Here is a 14,179-nt window from a genome sequence, read left to right as displayed (position 1 = left end):
CCGAGCCAACGCTGTCCCCAATGTGGGGCAGTCCACAAGGAGTGGGCGGACTTGAGCAACCGCTATCATGTCTGCTCGGCTTGTGGGTTTGAAATCCCCAGGGATCGGGGCTCGGTGATGGTGATGTACACCGTTGCCACTAATCGGCAACCGGGGTTGGGAACCGGCCTCGTGAGTCTTGGATGTCTCAGCACTACTTCAAAGTCCTGCGGGTCTATGAAGCACCTGGGGCAGAGGAAGAGACTAAAATCCTGCCGTCAAGCGAATGGGGCATCAGAAACCCCATCCGCCTATGCGGTGGGGTAGTTCATAGCTGCCACTGATGAAGATTCCAGGATAAGTCGAAGCATTAGGCCCGAGATCAACCCTGACTTCAAAGGGGATCCCTGTCGCTTCACTCTATACGTGCGAGGCTAACGCAGCCATTCTCTAACAGTTTATGGCCATTTCGATTCAAACTGAGATACTGCACCCACACCTAAAACATTGGTCACGTCGTCGCGTCAGCGTTGCGGAGCAATAGCGTTGTGGAGCAATAATGCACGGGGCCAGAAGGCTTTTCAAGGACTGCGTCCCGCTGGCGCGATCGATAGCCCAGGCATCTCACTCTAACCTGCAACGACTACAACTCCGAACAAAAAACTGCCAGCTTTTAGCCATGCCCTAGAAGCAGATCTTATTCAGCTTCTACTGGCTTTCTACTAGCTTCACGGAGCGGGGGCGAGTTTGATAACAAGGTGACGGTTTTTGTCCACCGCAATCCAGCCCTGCTGGCGAAAACGGTTCAGGAGACGGGTAATGGTGACCCGGGTGGTGCCGATGGCATTGGCCAAGTCCTGGTGGGTAAGGCGCACCTGAATGCGAACCCCTGTCGCAACTGGGGATCCCAGCTCCCCAGCCAAAAGGGAGAGCAACTGGCGCAGCCGATCCTCCACCCGCCGCCGTCCGGCCAAGGCGAGCAATGCTTCGGTTTGGCGCAGCCGACGCACCACCTGCTTGAGCAGCCCTTGACTCAGGATCTCTGAGGCTTCCACTTCTGCTGCCGGCAGCCGCAGCACATCAACTGCCGTCAAAGCCGTGGCTTGGTAGGGATCCAACATCGTCAGCGGGGATCCCAGGGGCATGGAAGGGCCGGCAAACCCCAACAGCGCCTCACCACCGTTGGGATAGAGGGTGGTCAACTGCACCACCCCCCGACAGACGATCACCCATTCATCAGGAAACAAAGGGATAACCTGGCCGGGAGTGTAGGGGGATAAACTGCGGCTGCGGTAGAGGTCTTCCAGCAGTTGGCGCTCCCGTGTGGACAGGCCGGCAGCAAAATGGCTAGGCATCGCTTCAGGCATAGGCTGGCTCCGCTAGGAAAACTGGGCGCACCAGTCGTTGGGCTCCCCCTTGCAAACCAACAGCAACGGGCTGGCCGTCAATGCTGAGGTTGGGGCATGAGATAAGTGTTCCCGACAACACCTTAGCGCTTGCCTCCCAGTCTGAAGTAAAGGCAAGGTTATGTCCAGGTTAAGTGTGGCTGCCCCGAGAGAATAAAGACAAAAGGGGAACCAGGCAAAGCTGCAGGGATCCTAATCCGCTAGGATCGAAACCAGGGTGCTCCGCACCGTCGACGCGAAAGTGCTCAAGCTTTCAGGAGATCTGTCGTGACGCTGATGGTTCGTGTGATTACCCCCGACCGCACGGTTTGGGATGCCCCCAGCGAGGAAGTGATCCTCCCTGCCACTTCGGGCCAATTGGGCATTCTCACCGGGCACGCCCCCCTCTTAACTGCTATCGGCAATGGCGTTATGCGGGTCAAAGCCGATGGAAAGTGGTCGGCCATTGCGGTCATGGGCGGATTTGCAGAAGTCGAAAACAACGAGGTAACCGTCCTGGTTAACCGAGCCGAGCGGGGCGAAACAGTGGATAAGGCGGCGGCTCAGGCCCTCTTGGATGAAGCCAGCAAAGTTTTGAATACCAGCAGCGACAAGCAAGAGCGCTTGCAGGCCAAGTTGGATCAACAGCGGGCCAGGGCCTTGATCCAAGCTGCCGAGATGGGCAGTAAGACCTGAGGGATCTCTTGAAGCTGACTCTGTCCCGATGCAGGATCTCCAGATATAGCCCAAGCTGCAGGGAAGAGGGGGAGGTGAGGCGCAGCCAGATGGCCATTCTCCATCTTCCGAGATTGGCTTTGTTAGGCTGGAGGAATCCACAAAAGATCCAGTTGAAGGCATGTTGAATCCTGCTGCTGTCCAGGACTTGTCTGCCAGCCTGAAGATCGGCCAGGTGGCATTGGCAGCTGGCTTGTCCGTGCGCACGGTGCGTTACTACGAGTCGATTGGCCTGCTGAAGCCAACGGTGGAACGGGCGGAGTCCAGCTATCGATTGTTCGACCCTTCGGTTTTGGTTCGCCTGGCTTTTATCCGCCGCTGCCAGAGCCTGGGCCTGAGCTTGGAGGAAATTCGCCACATCCTGGACATCCACGACCGAGGGGAGCAGCCTTGCCCAAAAATTCGCCAGCACCTGCAAGACAAGCTGCAAGAGATCGAACGGCGAATTGCCGAACTGCAAGCTCTGAAAAGCCAAATTCAAGGTCTGCTCTCCGATTGGCAAATCACCCCTGCGGCTGCTGATGAAAAAGAGATGATCTGCCCGATTTTGCAAAAACCAGGGGCCGGCGGTGGCAAGAGCGACAGCCGTTACTCCACTGTTACCGACTTAGCCAAGTTGCGCGGCTGATCCACATCGGCTCCGCGGCGCAAAGCCATGGCGTAGGCGAACAACTGCAGGGGGATCACGTTCAGAACCGCCGACAACAGGGGTGTCGTGCTGGGCACCTCGATGATGTGGTCGGCTTTCTCCCGCACCTGGGTGTCTTCGGGGTTGATGAGGGCGATCACCCGTCCCCCCCGCGCCCGCACCTGTTCGATGTTGGAGAGCATTTTTTCGTAGACGGGATCCCGGGTGGCAATGCACACCACCGGCACCCGCTCGTCGATGAGGGCGATAGGGCCATGCTTCATCTCCCCTGCCGGGTAGCCTTCGGCGTGGATATAGCTCACCTCTTTCATCTTCAAAGCTCCTTCCAGGGCAATCGGGGCGTTAACCCAGCGGCCCAGATAGAGCATGTTGGCAACATGATGGTACTGCTCCGCCAGTTGGTCGTAGAGGGCGGCGTCCTTCAGCATCAGGCTGATCTTGCCCGGCAGCTCAATCAAGGCTTGCAGGTGGGCTTGGATCTGGGCCGGGCTGAGGATCCCTTTGGCCTGGGCCAGTTGCAAGGCCAGCAAGTACCCTGCCACCAACATGCCGGTAAACACTTTGGTGGAAGCCACGGCAATCTCCGGCCCGGCATGGATGTAGAGGACTCCAGCATCCGCCAGGCGGCTGGCCTGGGATCCGATGGCGTTGACAATCGCCAGAGTCGGGATCCCTTGGGTGCGGGCCTCGCTCATGGCTGCCAGCGTATCGACGGTTTCTCCCGACTGGGTTAGAGCCAGCAACAGGTGGTTGGGGCGCAACACCGGCTGGCGGTAGCGAAACTCAGAGGCATAGTCCACCTCCACGGGGGTACGGGCCAAGCTCTCGATGAAGTACTTGAGCACCCAGCAGGCGTGCCAGGCAGTACCACAGGCTACGGCGTGGATGTGCTCAATGTGGGCCAGTTGTGCTTCAGAAAGCGTTAGCCCCTCCAGTGTCACCCGGCCCTGTTCCAGATCCACCCGCCCCCGTAGCGTATCGGTGGTGGTGCGGGGCTGCTCAAAGATCTCCTTTTGCATGAAGTGCTTGTAGCCTCCCTTGGCGGCTGAGACGGGATCCCAGGCCACGGTGATGCTGGATTTGCGCAGCTCCTCGCCGGTAATGCGCAGGTAGCGCACTTGAGACTCCGTGAGAACCGCCATTTCCCCATCTTCTAAGAACACCACCTTGCGGGTATGGCGGACAATGGCAGGCAGATCGGAGGCCACGAAGTTTTCCCCTTCTCCCTCTCCCACCACCACGGCTCCGGCATTGCCCAAACGGGCTGCGATCAGCCGATCCGGCGCCTCCCGATCCAGAGCCACCACGGCGTTTCCCCCCCGCAGTTGCCCCATGACCTGGCCAAAGGCCGCCTCAAAGGAGCCCAGCTCTTCGGTGTAGAGACCCAGCAGTTGGGCGATCACTTCCGTATCGGTTTGGGAGCGAAATGGGATCCCCCGCTCCAAGAGGCGCTCCTTCAGCTCCAGGTAGTTTTCCACAATGCCGTTTTGGATCACCACAATGCGCCCGCGCTCGTCGCACTGGGGGTGGGCATTTTCTTCGGTCACGCCGCCGTGGGTGGCCCAGCGGGTATGTCCGATCCCTACCTTGGCGGTGGGCATGTTGGCGGTGAGCTTCACCAGCAGGTTGTGCAGCTTGCCGGTGGCGCGGACAACTCTCAATCCTTCTTCGGGATCCACTGTGGCAATGCCGGCAGAATCATAGCCCCGATACTCCAAGGTGCGCAGGCCCTCCAACAGGATGGGGGCAGCCCACTGAAAACCCACGTAGCCGACAATGCCACACATTCCTCACACCTCAACCTCAGTTGCATCAGCGTTGCGTAGCAATACAGGCAACACCTTATCCGCAAAGCCTACCCCAGGTTGGGGATCCCTTCAACGGCTTTGGCCGCCGTTGTTACCTCAGCGGGTCATCTCAGGGATCCCAGACTCCCGCTAGAGAGAGGGGAAAGGCAGCCAACTTATGGGGAAGTCTGCGGCTGCCATCCTTGGGATCCAGGGGCAACTCCCTGGGCAAAAGAGACGGGCGCAAAACGAAAGTGATACCCTTCGGCCACCGCGGGCTGGATCCCATCTTCCCCAGGGACGCTGGAGACCAAGTTGCTCAGCCCCAACACCAACTCTCGAATGCCGCGGCGAAACTGGGGATCCCCGGTCAGCTCGTCGATGTCGGCGGTAATTTTTTGCATATTCTGAAAGGTGATGCGGGCGGAATCGAGGGTTTGGCGCAGAGTAGCTAAAGTGCCCGGATCGTTGAGGCTGGCGGCAATCTGCTGCAGATCTTCGGTAGCTTGGGCCACGTTCTCCGCAGCCGCTCGCACCTCGGCCAGGATCTGGCGCACATCGGCCTGGAGTTGTGGATCGGTAACCAGCGGGCGCACCGCGCTCGACATGGCCTGTAGATCGGCGCTCACCTGCTGAATGTTCTCCAGGACGGCGTTAAGGGGAGTGCGGTTTTGATCCACCAGGGCGGTGAATTGATCGGCAGCCGCTTGCAAACTGCGGGCAGTTCCCCTCACAGCCCCAGCCGCGTCTTGGATGGCTGTGGCAGCGGTCGTGAATTGCGACAAGTCCAGATCTTCGGTGCGCAGGGCAGCTACTCGCTCTTCCACGGTTTCTGAGAGATCGGCCACGCTATTGGCAACGCGGGTGAGCCCTTCTAGGGTGGCGTTAAGGGTGTCGAAGAGCTCATCGTCGTTGACCCGTGTGAGCAATCGATCCAGCCTAATCAATAGCTGGCCAAAATCCACTCCAGGGGTTCCCTCCACCACATCTCCATTGCAAACCATTTGGCTGCTGTCGCAGTCTGGCGCCAGGGGGGATCCTGTCAACTGGACGTTCAGTCGGGGCAGGATGTCCATCACCGTTTCCCCCACCAACCCCGTCTGTTTGGTAAGAAACAGGGAATCGCGGGGGATGACTAGGGGCTGATCAATGGTCACCTGTACTTCTACTTGGCTGGGTTGAGGCACAATCCGCTCCACTCGACCTATGGTTACCCCCCGCAGCCGCACGCTGGATCCCTCTGTCAGGCCGACCACGTTGGTATAGGTGACGGTAAATTGAAAGCCGCGACTGCCAAAGCGCAGGTTGTAGATCCACAAAAACAGGCCGGCAAAGCCCAGCGCCCCCGCCAGGATCAACAGGCCCACTGCCCCTTCTCGCACTGCTCGCGAACGCATCACACCTGCCCCGCCACTTGAATTGGCCCTTCTACGCTACCGCTGAAAAACTGCCGCACAAAGGGGTTATCGCACGTTTCGATCTGCTGCACGGATCCCTCCCACTGCACCCGCCCCTGAGCCAACAGGACAATGCGGTCGGTGGCGCGGTAAATGGTGCTGTGCTGGTGGGTCACCACAATGTAGCTCTCACAGGCTTTTTTCACCTGCTGCAGCTCCCGGATGAGATCTTCAATTACCGTGGAGGCAATGGGATCCAAGCCCGCTGTGGGCTCGTCGTACAGCAGCAATTGGGGCTCATCCTGGGGCAGAGAAGGATCCTCCATAATGGCGCGGGCGAAGCTAGCCCGTTTGCGCATCCCCCCCGAGAGTTCTTCTGGCAGGTTGTGCTCTTTGCCCGCCAGTCCCACCGCCTCCAGCTTGGCGGCCACCAATTCCTGAATACGGGAGCGGGGCAACTGCGAGTGCTCGTAGAGCAAAAACCCCACGTTTTCTTCCACCGTCAGGGAGTCGAAGAGGGCGGCCTGCTGAAACACCATCCCTACTCGCAAAGGGGGAGTTGCATGATGGGCTTGAATCTCCGGGAGCGGGATCCCGCACCAGAGCACTTCTCCGGCGTCTGGCTCCGTTAGGCCGGCGATGATGCGCAGCAGCGTCGATTTCCCGGTGCCCGAAGGCCCCACCAGGCCCAGGGCCTCACCCCGGTACACCTTCAGATCCACGTGGTCAAGCACCACCGTCGAGCCGAAGCGCTTGGAAACTTGGCGCAGCTCCACCAAGGGGGCAGTGCTCTGCACTGCTGGCATGCTCAGAACCTCCGCCCTCGCCAAAGGCTGGAGCCTATTTTCCGCGGCCTGCTGCTCCTTTGGGCTGTCTATGCTGCTTCTGAAGCACTTGACCAATGATTTCAAGCAAAACTGGGGGCTCAGGATGCTTCCCTCCTTGAGTCGGCTTCACTGCTAGTTTAGGAGTCGGCAGGGGCCAAGGCAATGAAGCAGCCCACAGCCCTATCAAGGCAGATCAGGGATCCCTGGCGATAGGCCCAAGCCGTACCTCTCCTCTCCATTCTCTCTGCTCTGCAGCTCAGGGGCGAGGTCTTCCTCAAGGGCAGCCACCCAACCGGAGGGGACGATCTCCATCTCGTCTGTAACCCCTGCTCTTTTCTCTTCCCTCTTCTCTCCGTCAGCCAGCTCCGGCTGTTCATCCTGCTCCGAATTGAGTTTCACGCGCCGCGAGAAACCCCAGACAAATAGGGGGATCACAGCCACCACCATCCCCCACTCCGGGATCTCGATTTGGGGGAAAAACACCTCCAACAACATGGTGCTCCCCACCAAGGCGATGATGGCAAAAGCGGCGTCTTCCAGGTGAGAGAACTCATCCAACCAACGCAAAAACAGAGAAGCCATGTAGCGCATCAGGGTAATGCCGAGAATGCCGCCGAGGATGATTACCCAAGCCTTGCGGGAGACGCCCACCGAAGCGGCGATGCTGTCGAAAGAAAAAACCAGATCCGTCAGTTCCACCATCACCAGGGTCTGCCAAAAATTGGCGTGGCGGGTGATGTCCTGTTCTTGGCCTTCTTCCTCGCCCCGAAAGTGCTGCCAGGCTAGCCAGAGCAGATAACAGGCCCCCAAGAATTGGGCGGGCGGATACTCCACCAACCAAACCGCTGCAAAGACAATGGCGATGCGAAAGCCGTAAGCGCCGATGATGCCCCAGCGCAAGGCCCGATTTTGTTGCTGAGGGGTGGGCAGATGTTTCACCAGAGCCGCCAGGGCAACGGCATTGTCCGCAGAGAGGGCGGCCTCCAAAAACACCAGAGCCACCACCAAGAAAAGATCTGCCCAGGTGAAGGACTGAGTCATCCCTTGTGCCAGGGTCAAGGTCGCTCCCATCGCATCTGTTGCATTTTTGACAAGTGTTGCATCAATTAGCATATTCGCGCGTTTTGTCCGCCCCAGTCAGTCCAACACAGCAGTTAACCAGCGTAGGAACCCTCCCCATCTTCGGATAAAGGTACCCCAGAAAAAGGCATGAACCCAGTTAGGTGACCAGAGGCAACACCCTCAAACTCCCGAAGGATGGGAAAGAGAAAGCCCAAGCCTAAACTATGGCCTGAGTATAGCCTGTTTGGCTCAGGATCTATTTACAATTCTTAACCTTCCGAAATCTGTCGATTCCCTGTTGGATCTCCAGTGGGGCCGCATGAACTCAATCGAGCTGCCAGCCGTTGTCCGCAACGCAGGATCTGGCCTGCCAGAATCGCCGCCCCGAAACCGTTATCGATGTTCAGCACTCCCACCCCCGCCGCGCAAGAGTTGAGCATGGTGAGCAGGGCAGCCAAGCCCTGGAAGCTGGCCCCGTAGCCAATGCTGGTGGGCACAGCGATCACCGGACAATCCGCCAGACCCGCCACCACACTGGCCAAGGCCCCCTCCATGCCCGCCACCACGATCAGCACGTCTGCTTGCAGGGCCGCCCGGTTGTGCAGCAGCCGATGGATCCCGGCCACCCCCACATCCCAGAGGCGCTTCACCTGAAATCCGGAAAGCTCCAGCGTGAGGGCGGCTTCTTCTGCCACCGGTAAGTCGGCAGTGCCGGCGGAGATCACGCTGACCTGTCCAGGATGGCTGACCACCTGCCGGGGCGGGATCCAACACAAGCGGGCCAACTCGGAATACTGGGCCTGGGGCAAGCGGCTGCGGATCTCGGCATACACCTGGGCTTCGATGCGGGTGGCCAAGGCCAGGGATCCCCGCTGGTGGAGTTGCTCCAGGATCTGGGCAATCTGATCTGGGGTCTTGCCCGGCCCCCACACGGCTTCGGGAAAGCCCGTGCGCAAGGGACGGTGGTGATCCACATGGGCGAAATCTCCCACCGGCTCGAAGGGCAGAAAGCGATAGGCCTGCAGAGCTTGCTCTGGGGTGAGCTTCCCTTGGGCCACCGCCCGAAACAGATCCTGCAGCGCTGTTGTAGAGGGGGGGGTCATGGAGGATGAGTTAATCTGCAACACTCGGCTTGGATCTTGCCTGGATCTACTGGGCCAAAGACCCGTGCGGGAAAAACAACACCGGATGCCAACTTTGCCGCAAAATCTCGCCGGTTAGGCTGCGAACCGACCACTCCCAGAAGCTGCCCACGTGGGGGGAGGCAGTGGCGATGGCCGTCATGTCTTCATCGGCAGCAGTAGCTAGGATCTCTTTGAGAGGGGATCCCACCCGCACCAGGGTGCGCAGCTGTACGGGCTTCACCTGCTCGCTCAGGGGTTCAAGCACCTGGGCCAGGTCAGCCTCGGCTTTGCGTTGGAGCACCTCCACCGGAGTTCCTTGGTTGCGGCGGGCGCTGGGATCCACCACGTAGAGCAGGGTAAGCGTCTGGCACTGGGAAGTACCGGGCAGCAGGTGGCCGAGATGGTTCAGCAACTGCTGACGCGGCTGCTCAAAGTCAAAGGGCACTAAGAGGCAGCGAAACAGGTGGCGGCTGCGCAAGCGCAATTCTTCCAGGGTAAAGGTAGCCAGCAGCTGGGGGCGCATCACCAGTAGGGGGATTTTCAGCTTCGGCAACAGCGTCATGGTGGTGCTGCCGAACAATTTTTCGGCGAGCAGGTTGTGGGTACCCATGCCTGTAATCAGCAGATCGGAGCCATAGGTTTGGATGCCTTTTAGGATTAGATCGGCTGGCCTGCCCGCCTGCACCAGAGCCTCGACTTCCAACCCCGCCGGGATCGGGTTCAGCAGCTTCTGCAACTGGGTCTGCTCTGCCTGGACTTCGGGGGTAATGTCGTCGGGAATGCCGATGTCGTCATCCTGCCAATCCAGACTGCGCACGAAGGTGACGCGCTCGATGCCATTGCTGTGCAGATCTTCTAGACACTTGCCAAAACGCTGCAGGCCATCTCGGCGGTCGGTGGCAATTAACACGTTTTTAAACATATCGTTTTGAGCATTAGGAGAGAGGGTAGCCGGCTCAAGAGCAACGCTTTGGCCCGCAGCGATCCTAAGCTAACACCTTGCGGGGTTGTTCCCAAGGCAGCAGCTCCGGATCCCTCTTCGGCATCGGTTGCTCAGCGGTTGGGATCTGCCAGGTTGCGAAACTGGGTGTACTGGCTTTCGAACAGCAGGCGCACAGTGCCGGTGGGGCCGTTGCGATGTTTGGCAATGATGACCTCGGCAATGCCGCGATCGCTGGTGTTGGGATCGTAGTATTCCGGGCGATAGATCATCATCACCAGATCGGCATCCTGCTCGATGCTGTTGTGAACTAGCAGACCGTTGGCCACGAAGTTGTGGTGGCGGGGCATTTCGACGTCGTAAACCGGCTGAGGCTCCCCCGGCTCGCTGATGAACACCACCGGATCCCAGATCAGCCCCTCCTGCACCACCACCGCCACCTCTTCTTCCAATTGCAGCTCATCCAGGGTTTTCCAGCCCTGTTGGGTGAAAAAGGGGTGATTGCCGGTGGCTTGAATGGAGAAATTGAGACGGGTCTTCAGAACACAGGTAGGCTGCCGACCACTGCAAAACACCTTCACAGGCTGTTGGGGCACCAAGCGCCCGCGCCCGTTCAAGCTGAGCAGACGGGGCAGTTCCGCCGCAGCCGGCAGGGCCGCCAGTTGATCCAGCCGCCAGATCTTGCCGCGATCCACATCCATCACCTGGGTATGCCCGGCCAGACAGCCCGATTCCCGCAGATCTGCCAGTTGCGGGCGCTTATCGGAGCGCGACTCGACAGCCCGACTGAGTTGAGAAAGCACCAGCACCGGCACCATCAGCTCTTTGGCCATGGCCTTGAGACCACGGGTAATGCGCGACAGCTCCTGCACCCGGTTGTCGGCGGCGGATCCCTGCATCAGTTGTAGGTAGTCGATCAACACCATCCCCAACGTTCCCCCCTGTTCCGCCTGCAAACGCCGCGCTTTGGAGCGAATTTCTGTAACGGTACAGTCGGGGGTATCGTCGATGAACAGGGGCAATTGCGATAAAAAACCAATGGCTTGGCCCAGGCGCTGCCACTCGTGTTCGCTAATGCGCCCAGAACGCAGGCGGCTGCTGTCGATGCGGGCTTCGCTGGCCAAAAGCCGCTGCACCAGTTGCTCCCGAGACATTTCCAGGCTAAAGATAGCGACCGGCTGCTTGGCGTAGGCAGCCACATTTTGGGCAATGTTGAGGGCCAGGCTGGTTTTCCCCATCGAAGGCCGACCGGCCAGGATCAACAAATCGGATCGCTGCAAGCCCTGGGTCAGGTTATCCAGGTCGATGAATTTGGTCGGGATCCCCGGAAGCTGTGCCCCGCTTTGGAACTTCTCTTCCAAATCCGAGAAGATATTGACCAAAACCTCAGAGGCCGGGATGAGGCTACGCTGCACCCGCTCTTGGGTGAGTCGAAACACCTCCTGCTCGGCTTGATCCATCACCTGAGACAGGGGCTGGCTGGTATCGTAGGCCAAACGAGCCAAGGTATTGCTCACCTGGATCAACTGGCGGCGCATGTATTTATCCATCACCAGGCGGGCATACTGGTCGATGTTGACGCTGCTGACGGTTTGCTCTAGCAGGCGACGAATCGCCCCCGTTCCCCCCACCCGCTCCAGAAGGTGATGATCTGCCAACCAGGCAGACACAGTCATCAAGTCGGTGGGTTGGCCTTGGCTGTGCAGTTGGAGGGCAGCCCGGTAAATCTCTTGGTGGGCAGAGATGTAAAACATCTCCGGACGCAGAAACTCCGCGACCCGCATCAATGCATCCGGATCAAGGAGAATGCCCCCCAGGATCTCCTCCTCAGCTTCTATGTTCTGGGGAGGAAGCCGATCCCCACCCGTTAAGTCGTAATCGCTGATCACCACAAGCCAGGAGTAGGAAAATCAACCCAGACCCAGGGTAACCGGCCTCACAGCCAAACAGAGCCAGCCGGCCGGTAGACTGAGCATACCCGCCTGTCAGCCTAAGATAGAAGCCCTGCTTTATCTGGGATCCCTCACAGGAATTCAGGGAGCCTCAAAGGTAGCTTCTCATTCGGGAGTAACCTGAATGCGCAGCGTAGCGGTAACTTCGGGGTGTAACTTTACCTGCACGGGATAAACCCCGGTTTTTTTGATTTCCTCGTTGAGGAGAATGTTGCGGCGGTCGATATCTAGACCGCTGGTAGCCAGCACCACCTCAGCAATATCGCTGGTGGTCACCTGCCCAAATAGGAGGTCGTGTTCTCCCACTTTCTTACGGATGACGAAGCGACCAATGGTCTCCAGAGCGGTCTTGTAGTTTTCCGCCCGTTGTTTTTCTGCCAGTTTACGAGCCGCTTCCTGCTCCAGACGCATCTGCTGCTCTTTCAATATGCCAGGGGTAACCCGCACCGCCATCTGCCGCGGGAAGAGGTAGTTGCGAGCATAGCCGGGCTTGACGTTGACAATCTCTCCGGGCTTGCCCAGCCCTGGGATCGCCTGGCGCAGCACAACCTGCATGTTACGTTTCGACATTGGGAAGACACTTCTTTTCTCGACAGCCCTCCATTCTAGAGGCTCAGCAGGTTCATCGTCAGCCCAGAGTGCCATAGCCACCAGCCCGTCGGCATAGGGGATCCCTTCTCAGAGCTTATTCCCGATTGGCAGGTCTCTAGAGTCCTCTTCCAGCTCTGAACCTTGGCGGGAAGATGAAGAAGCCACCTTTCCAAACTCAAAAGGCGGAAGCTCTCTGTTTTGGGAGATACCCAATCCAGGATAGGGAGTGGCTGACACCAAAGGGGATCCCTTGAGGGGTTTGCAACATTTGGCGGATATCCCCAGAGATAACCTGGGCTTAACCTCGTTTTAACCAAAAACAACTGGCCTTTACGTTATAGTAGCTGCGCGGACTGGCGAAGTCTTCAATGGAGCGTTCCCGAGGGAACCCTGCGTGCTCAAAGGGATCCCTGGGATGTTGCGATCGGTTGAAGGCTTGTTGAGGATCGCAGGCCTAGCTTGAGAGTTGCCTCTAAGCTTCCAGGCGGCATTGGTTCACCTGGTTCAACGAGTTTTGATTGGGCTGGGTGAAGTTCTGAAGTAGAATAGCCTTTTTTAGAGCTGGACTGAGATTTTGTCTTCATCTGGGAGAGGAGATCTGTATGGTGACGTTGCACCCCTTGGAGCGTCGTTCTTTCCTGAAGTTTCTATCTGCCACTGTTGCCGGCTTTGCGGCCAGTCAGACGAATTGGCAGCGGGTGTTTGCTCAGCAGACCATCACCATCAATGGCGCTGGGGCGACCTTCCCGGCCCCCATCTATCAAACTTGGGCCCAAGAGTTTGGCAAGAAAAACCCTAACATCCAGGTCAACTATCAGTCTGTAGGAAGCGGTGCGGGTCGTCGGCAGTTTGTAGCCCGCACGGTCGATTTCGGTGCCAGTGACAGCGTGCCCCGTCCTGAAGAGATCAACCAAATTGAGAATGAGGCTAACCCTCCCAAAGGGATGGTTTCTCTACCCATGGTGGGCGGAGCGGTAGTTGCAGCGTACAACATTCCTGGGGTGGGCCCCGAAATCCGCCTTTCCCGCCTGGCACTGGTGAATATCTTCCTGGGCAAGATCAAGAACTGGAACGATCCCCTGCTGGCTGGCCTTAACCCAGGGGTGACTTTCCCGGATTTGCCGATTACCGTCGTGCATCGCTCTGATGGAAGTGGTACCACCGATATCTTCACCACTCACCTCAACGCTATTAGCCCAGAGTGGAAGCAAAAGGTGGGTCGCGGCTCTTCGGTAAACTGGCCAACCGGCGTAGGGGCGCGCGGGAATGAAGGGGTTTCCGAGCAGATCAAGCAAATTTCTGGCTCGATTGGCTACGTGGAATTCGGCTTTGCCAAGCTCAACAACCTGAACATTGCCCGTCTGGAAAACCGGGCAGGCAAGTTTGTAACTCCCAACGTCGAGACGGAGAAAGCGGCGCTGGCCAGAATTCAGCTCGACGAGCGTTTGCTGGGGGTCGATCCGGATCCTAGTGGGGAAGACTCTTACCCTATTGTGGGCTACACCTGGATCCTTGCCTACAAGGTTTACCCCAAAGCCGAGACTTCCAAGGCCGTTAAAGAGTTTCTCCGCTACGGCCTCACTGAGGGGCAGGCTTTCGCTGAGCAGTTGGGATATGTCCCTCTGCCGGAAGAAACGCGGCAAAAAGCTCTGGCTGCGCTAGAAAATATCACTCCGTAAGAACTTTTACTAAGTAGAACCAGGAACAAGAATCCCTGTTCTTTAGGACGGGGGGCGTGTCAACAACTATCC

13 protein-coding genes are annotated in these 14,179 nt (G+C 58.4%); 4 read left to right on the top strand and 9 right to left on the bottom strand.

Annotation, left to right across the window (positions count from 1 at the left end):
- The coding region (locus NW816_RS02130) for a zinc ribbon domain-containing protein (protein WP_414408080.1) at nt 1-306 on the top strand (306 nt) is incomplete at its 5' end.
- Nucleotides 307-707: 401 nt separating this feature from the next.
- On the opposite strand, the gene NW816_RS02125 is transcribed toward NW816_RS02130, so the two are convergent.
- On the bottom strand, nt 708-1,346 hold the full coding sequence (locus tag NW816_RS02125) for a Crp/Fnr family transcriptional regulator (protein WP_414355850.1): 639 nt from the start codon (nt 1,344-1,346) through the stop codon (nt 708-710).
- 306 nt (nt 1,347-1,652) lie between these two features.
- Here NW816_RS02125 and atpC point away from each other — a divergent pair, with 306 nt between their 5' ends.
- Both atpC and NW816_RS02115 read left to right on the top strand, forming a co-directional pair.
- Complete coding sequence (gene atpC, locus NW816_RS02120) at nt 1,653-2,060, top strand: ATP synthase F1 subunit epsilon (RefSeq protein WP_414355851.1); 408 nt, start codon at nt 1,653-1,655, stop codon at nt 2,058-2,060.
- Between the two features lie 160 nt (nt 2,061-2,220).
- Nucleotides 2,221-2,727: a heavy metal-responsive transcriptional regulator gene (locus NW816_RS02115; protein ID WP_414408079.1), complete on the top strand. Its 507-nt coding sequence runs from the start codon at nt 2,221-2,223 to the stop codon at nt 2,725-2,727.
- Here NW816_RS02115 and glmS read toward each other — a convergent pair.
- The 8 genes from glmS to rplI all read right to left on the bottom strand — a co-directional run bounded on the left by glmS (nt 2,688) and on the right by rplI (nt 12,407).
- Nucleotides 2,688-4,535, bottom strand: coding sequence for a glutamine--fructose-6-phosphate transaminase (isomerizing) (gene glmS, locus NW816_RS02110; RefSeq protein ID WP_414382665.1), 1,848 nt, complete (start codon nt 4,533-4,535; stop codon nt 2,688-2,690). The two genes, NW816_RS02115 and glmS, sit on opposite strands and share 40 nt — an antisense overlap.
- A gap of 176 nt (nt 4,536-4,711) precedes the next feature.
- Nucleotides 4,712-5,932, bottom strand: a complete 1,221-nt coding sequence (locus tag NW816_RS02105) for an MlaD family protein (RefSeq protein WP_414408078.1) — start codon at nt 5,930-5,932, stop codon at nt 4,712-4,714.
- The gene (locus NW816_RS02100) at nt 5,932-6,738 is read right to left on the bottom strand and encodes an ABC transporter ATP-binding protein (protein WP_414355855.1); all 807 of its coding nucleotides are present in this window, start codon (nt 6,736-6,738) and stop codon (nt 5,932-5,934) included. Before NW816_RS02100 ends, NW816_RS02105 begins: the two co-directional genes overlap by 1 nt.
- 204 nt (nt 6,739-6,942) lie before the next feature.
- Complete coding sequence (locus NW816_RS02095) at nt 6,943-7,818, bottom strand: TerC family protein (protein WP_414408077.1); 876 nt, start codon at nt 7,816-7,818, stop codon at nt 6,943-6,945.
- Nucleotides 7,819-8,090: 272 nt separating this feature from the next.
- Nucleotides 8,091-8,924, bottom strand: coding sequence for a nickel pincer cofactor biosynthesis protein LarB (gene larB / locus NW816_RS02090; RefSeq protein WP_414408076.1), 834 nt, complete (start codon nt 8,922-8,924; stop codon nt 8,091-8,093).
- A gap of 46 nt (nt 8,925-8,970) precedes the next feature.
- Nucleotides 8,971-9,867: a universal stress protein gene (locus NW816_RS02085; RefSeq protein WP_414408075.1), complete on the bottom strand. Its 897-nt coding sequence runs from the start codon at nt 9,865-9,867 to the stop codon at nt 8,971-8,973.
- Between the two features lie 131 nt (nt 9,868-9,998).
- Nucleotides 9,999-11,771 carry a replicative DNA helicase gene (gene dnaB, locus NW816_RS02080; RefSeq protein WP_414408088.1) on the bottom strand — a complete coding sequence of 591 codons (1,773 nt, stop codon included), beginning with the start codon at nt 11,769-11,771 and terminating at the stop codon, nt 9,999-10,001.
- Between the two features lie 171 nt (nt 11,772-11,942).
- On the bottom strand, nt 11,943-12,407 hold the full coding sequence (rplI, locus tag NW816_RS02075; RefSeq protein ID WP_414329820.1) for a 50S ribosomal protein L9: 465 nt from the start codon (nt 12,405-12,407) through the stop codon (nt 11,943-11,945).
- Nucleotides 12,408-13,030: 623 nt separating this feature from the next.
- On the opposite strand from rplI, the gene pstS reads away from it, so the two are divergent.
- Complete coding sequence (gene pstS, locus NW816_RS02070; protein ID WP_414408074.1) at nt 13,031-14,107, top strand: phosphate ABC transporter substrate-binding protein PstS; 1,077 nt, start codon at nt 13,031-13,033, stop codon at nt 14,105-14,107.
- The last annotated feature ends 72 nt before the right edge of the window (nt 14,108-14,179 follow it).

Source organism: Synechococcus sp. W55.1 (assembly GCF_047461655.1).
GTDB lineage: Bacteria > Cyanobacteriota > Cyanobacteriia > Thermostichales > Thermostichaceae > Thermostichus.
The sequence above is the reverse complement of the archived record's forward strand: the minus strand, read 5'-3'. Positions and strand labels throughout refer to the sequence as shown.

What these genes read in the sequence shown, in the direction of transcription:
- NW816_RS02125 (WP_414355850.1), bottom strand. Translation starts at nt 1,346, where the DNA reads ATGCCTGAAGCGATGCCTAGCCATTTTGCTGCCGGCCTGTCCACACGG.
- NW816_RS02115 (WP_414408079.1), top strand. Translation starts at nt 2,221, where the DNA reads ATGTTGAATCCTGCTGCTGTCCAGGACTTGTCTGCCAGCCTGAAGATC.
- glmS (WP_414382665.1), bottom strand. Translation starts at nt 4,535, where the DNA reads ATGTGTGGCATTGTCGGCTACGTGGGTTTTCAGTGGGCTGCCCCCATC.
- NW816_RS02105 (WP_414408078.1), bottom strand. Translation starts at nt 5,932, where the DNA reads ATGCGTTCGCGAGCAGTGCGAGAAGGGGCAGTGGGCCTGTTGATCCTG.
- NW816_RS02100 (WP_414355855.1), bottom strand. Translation starts at nt 6,738, where the DNA reads ATGCCAGCAGTGCAGAGCACTGCCCCCTTGGTGGAGCTGCGCCAAGTT.
- larB (WP_414408076.1), bottom strand. Translation starts at nt 8,924, where the DNA reads ATGACCCCCCCCTCTACAACAGCGCTGCAGGATCTGTTTCGGGCGGTG.
- NW816_RS02085 (WP_414408075.1), bottom strand. Translation starts at nt 9,867, where the DNA reads ATGTTTAAAAACGTGTTAATTGCCACCGACCGCCGAGATGGCCTGCAG.
- rplI (WP_414329820.1), bottom strand. Translation starts at nt 12,407, where the DNA reads ATGTCGAAACGTAACATGCAGGTTGTGCTGCGCCAGGCGATCCCAGGG.
- pstS (WP_414408074.1), top strand. Translation starts at nt 13,031, where the DNA reads ATGGTGACGTTGCACCCCTTGGAGCGTCGTTCTTTCCTGAAGTTTCTA.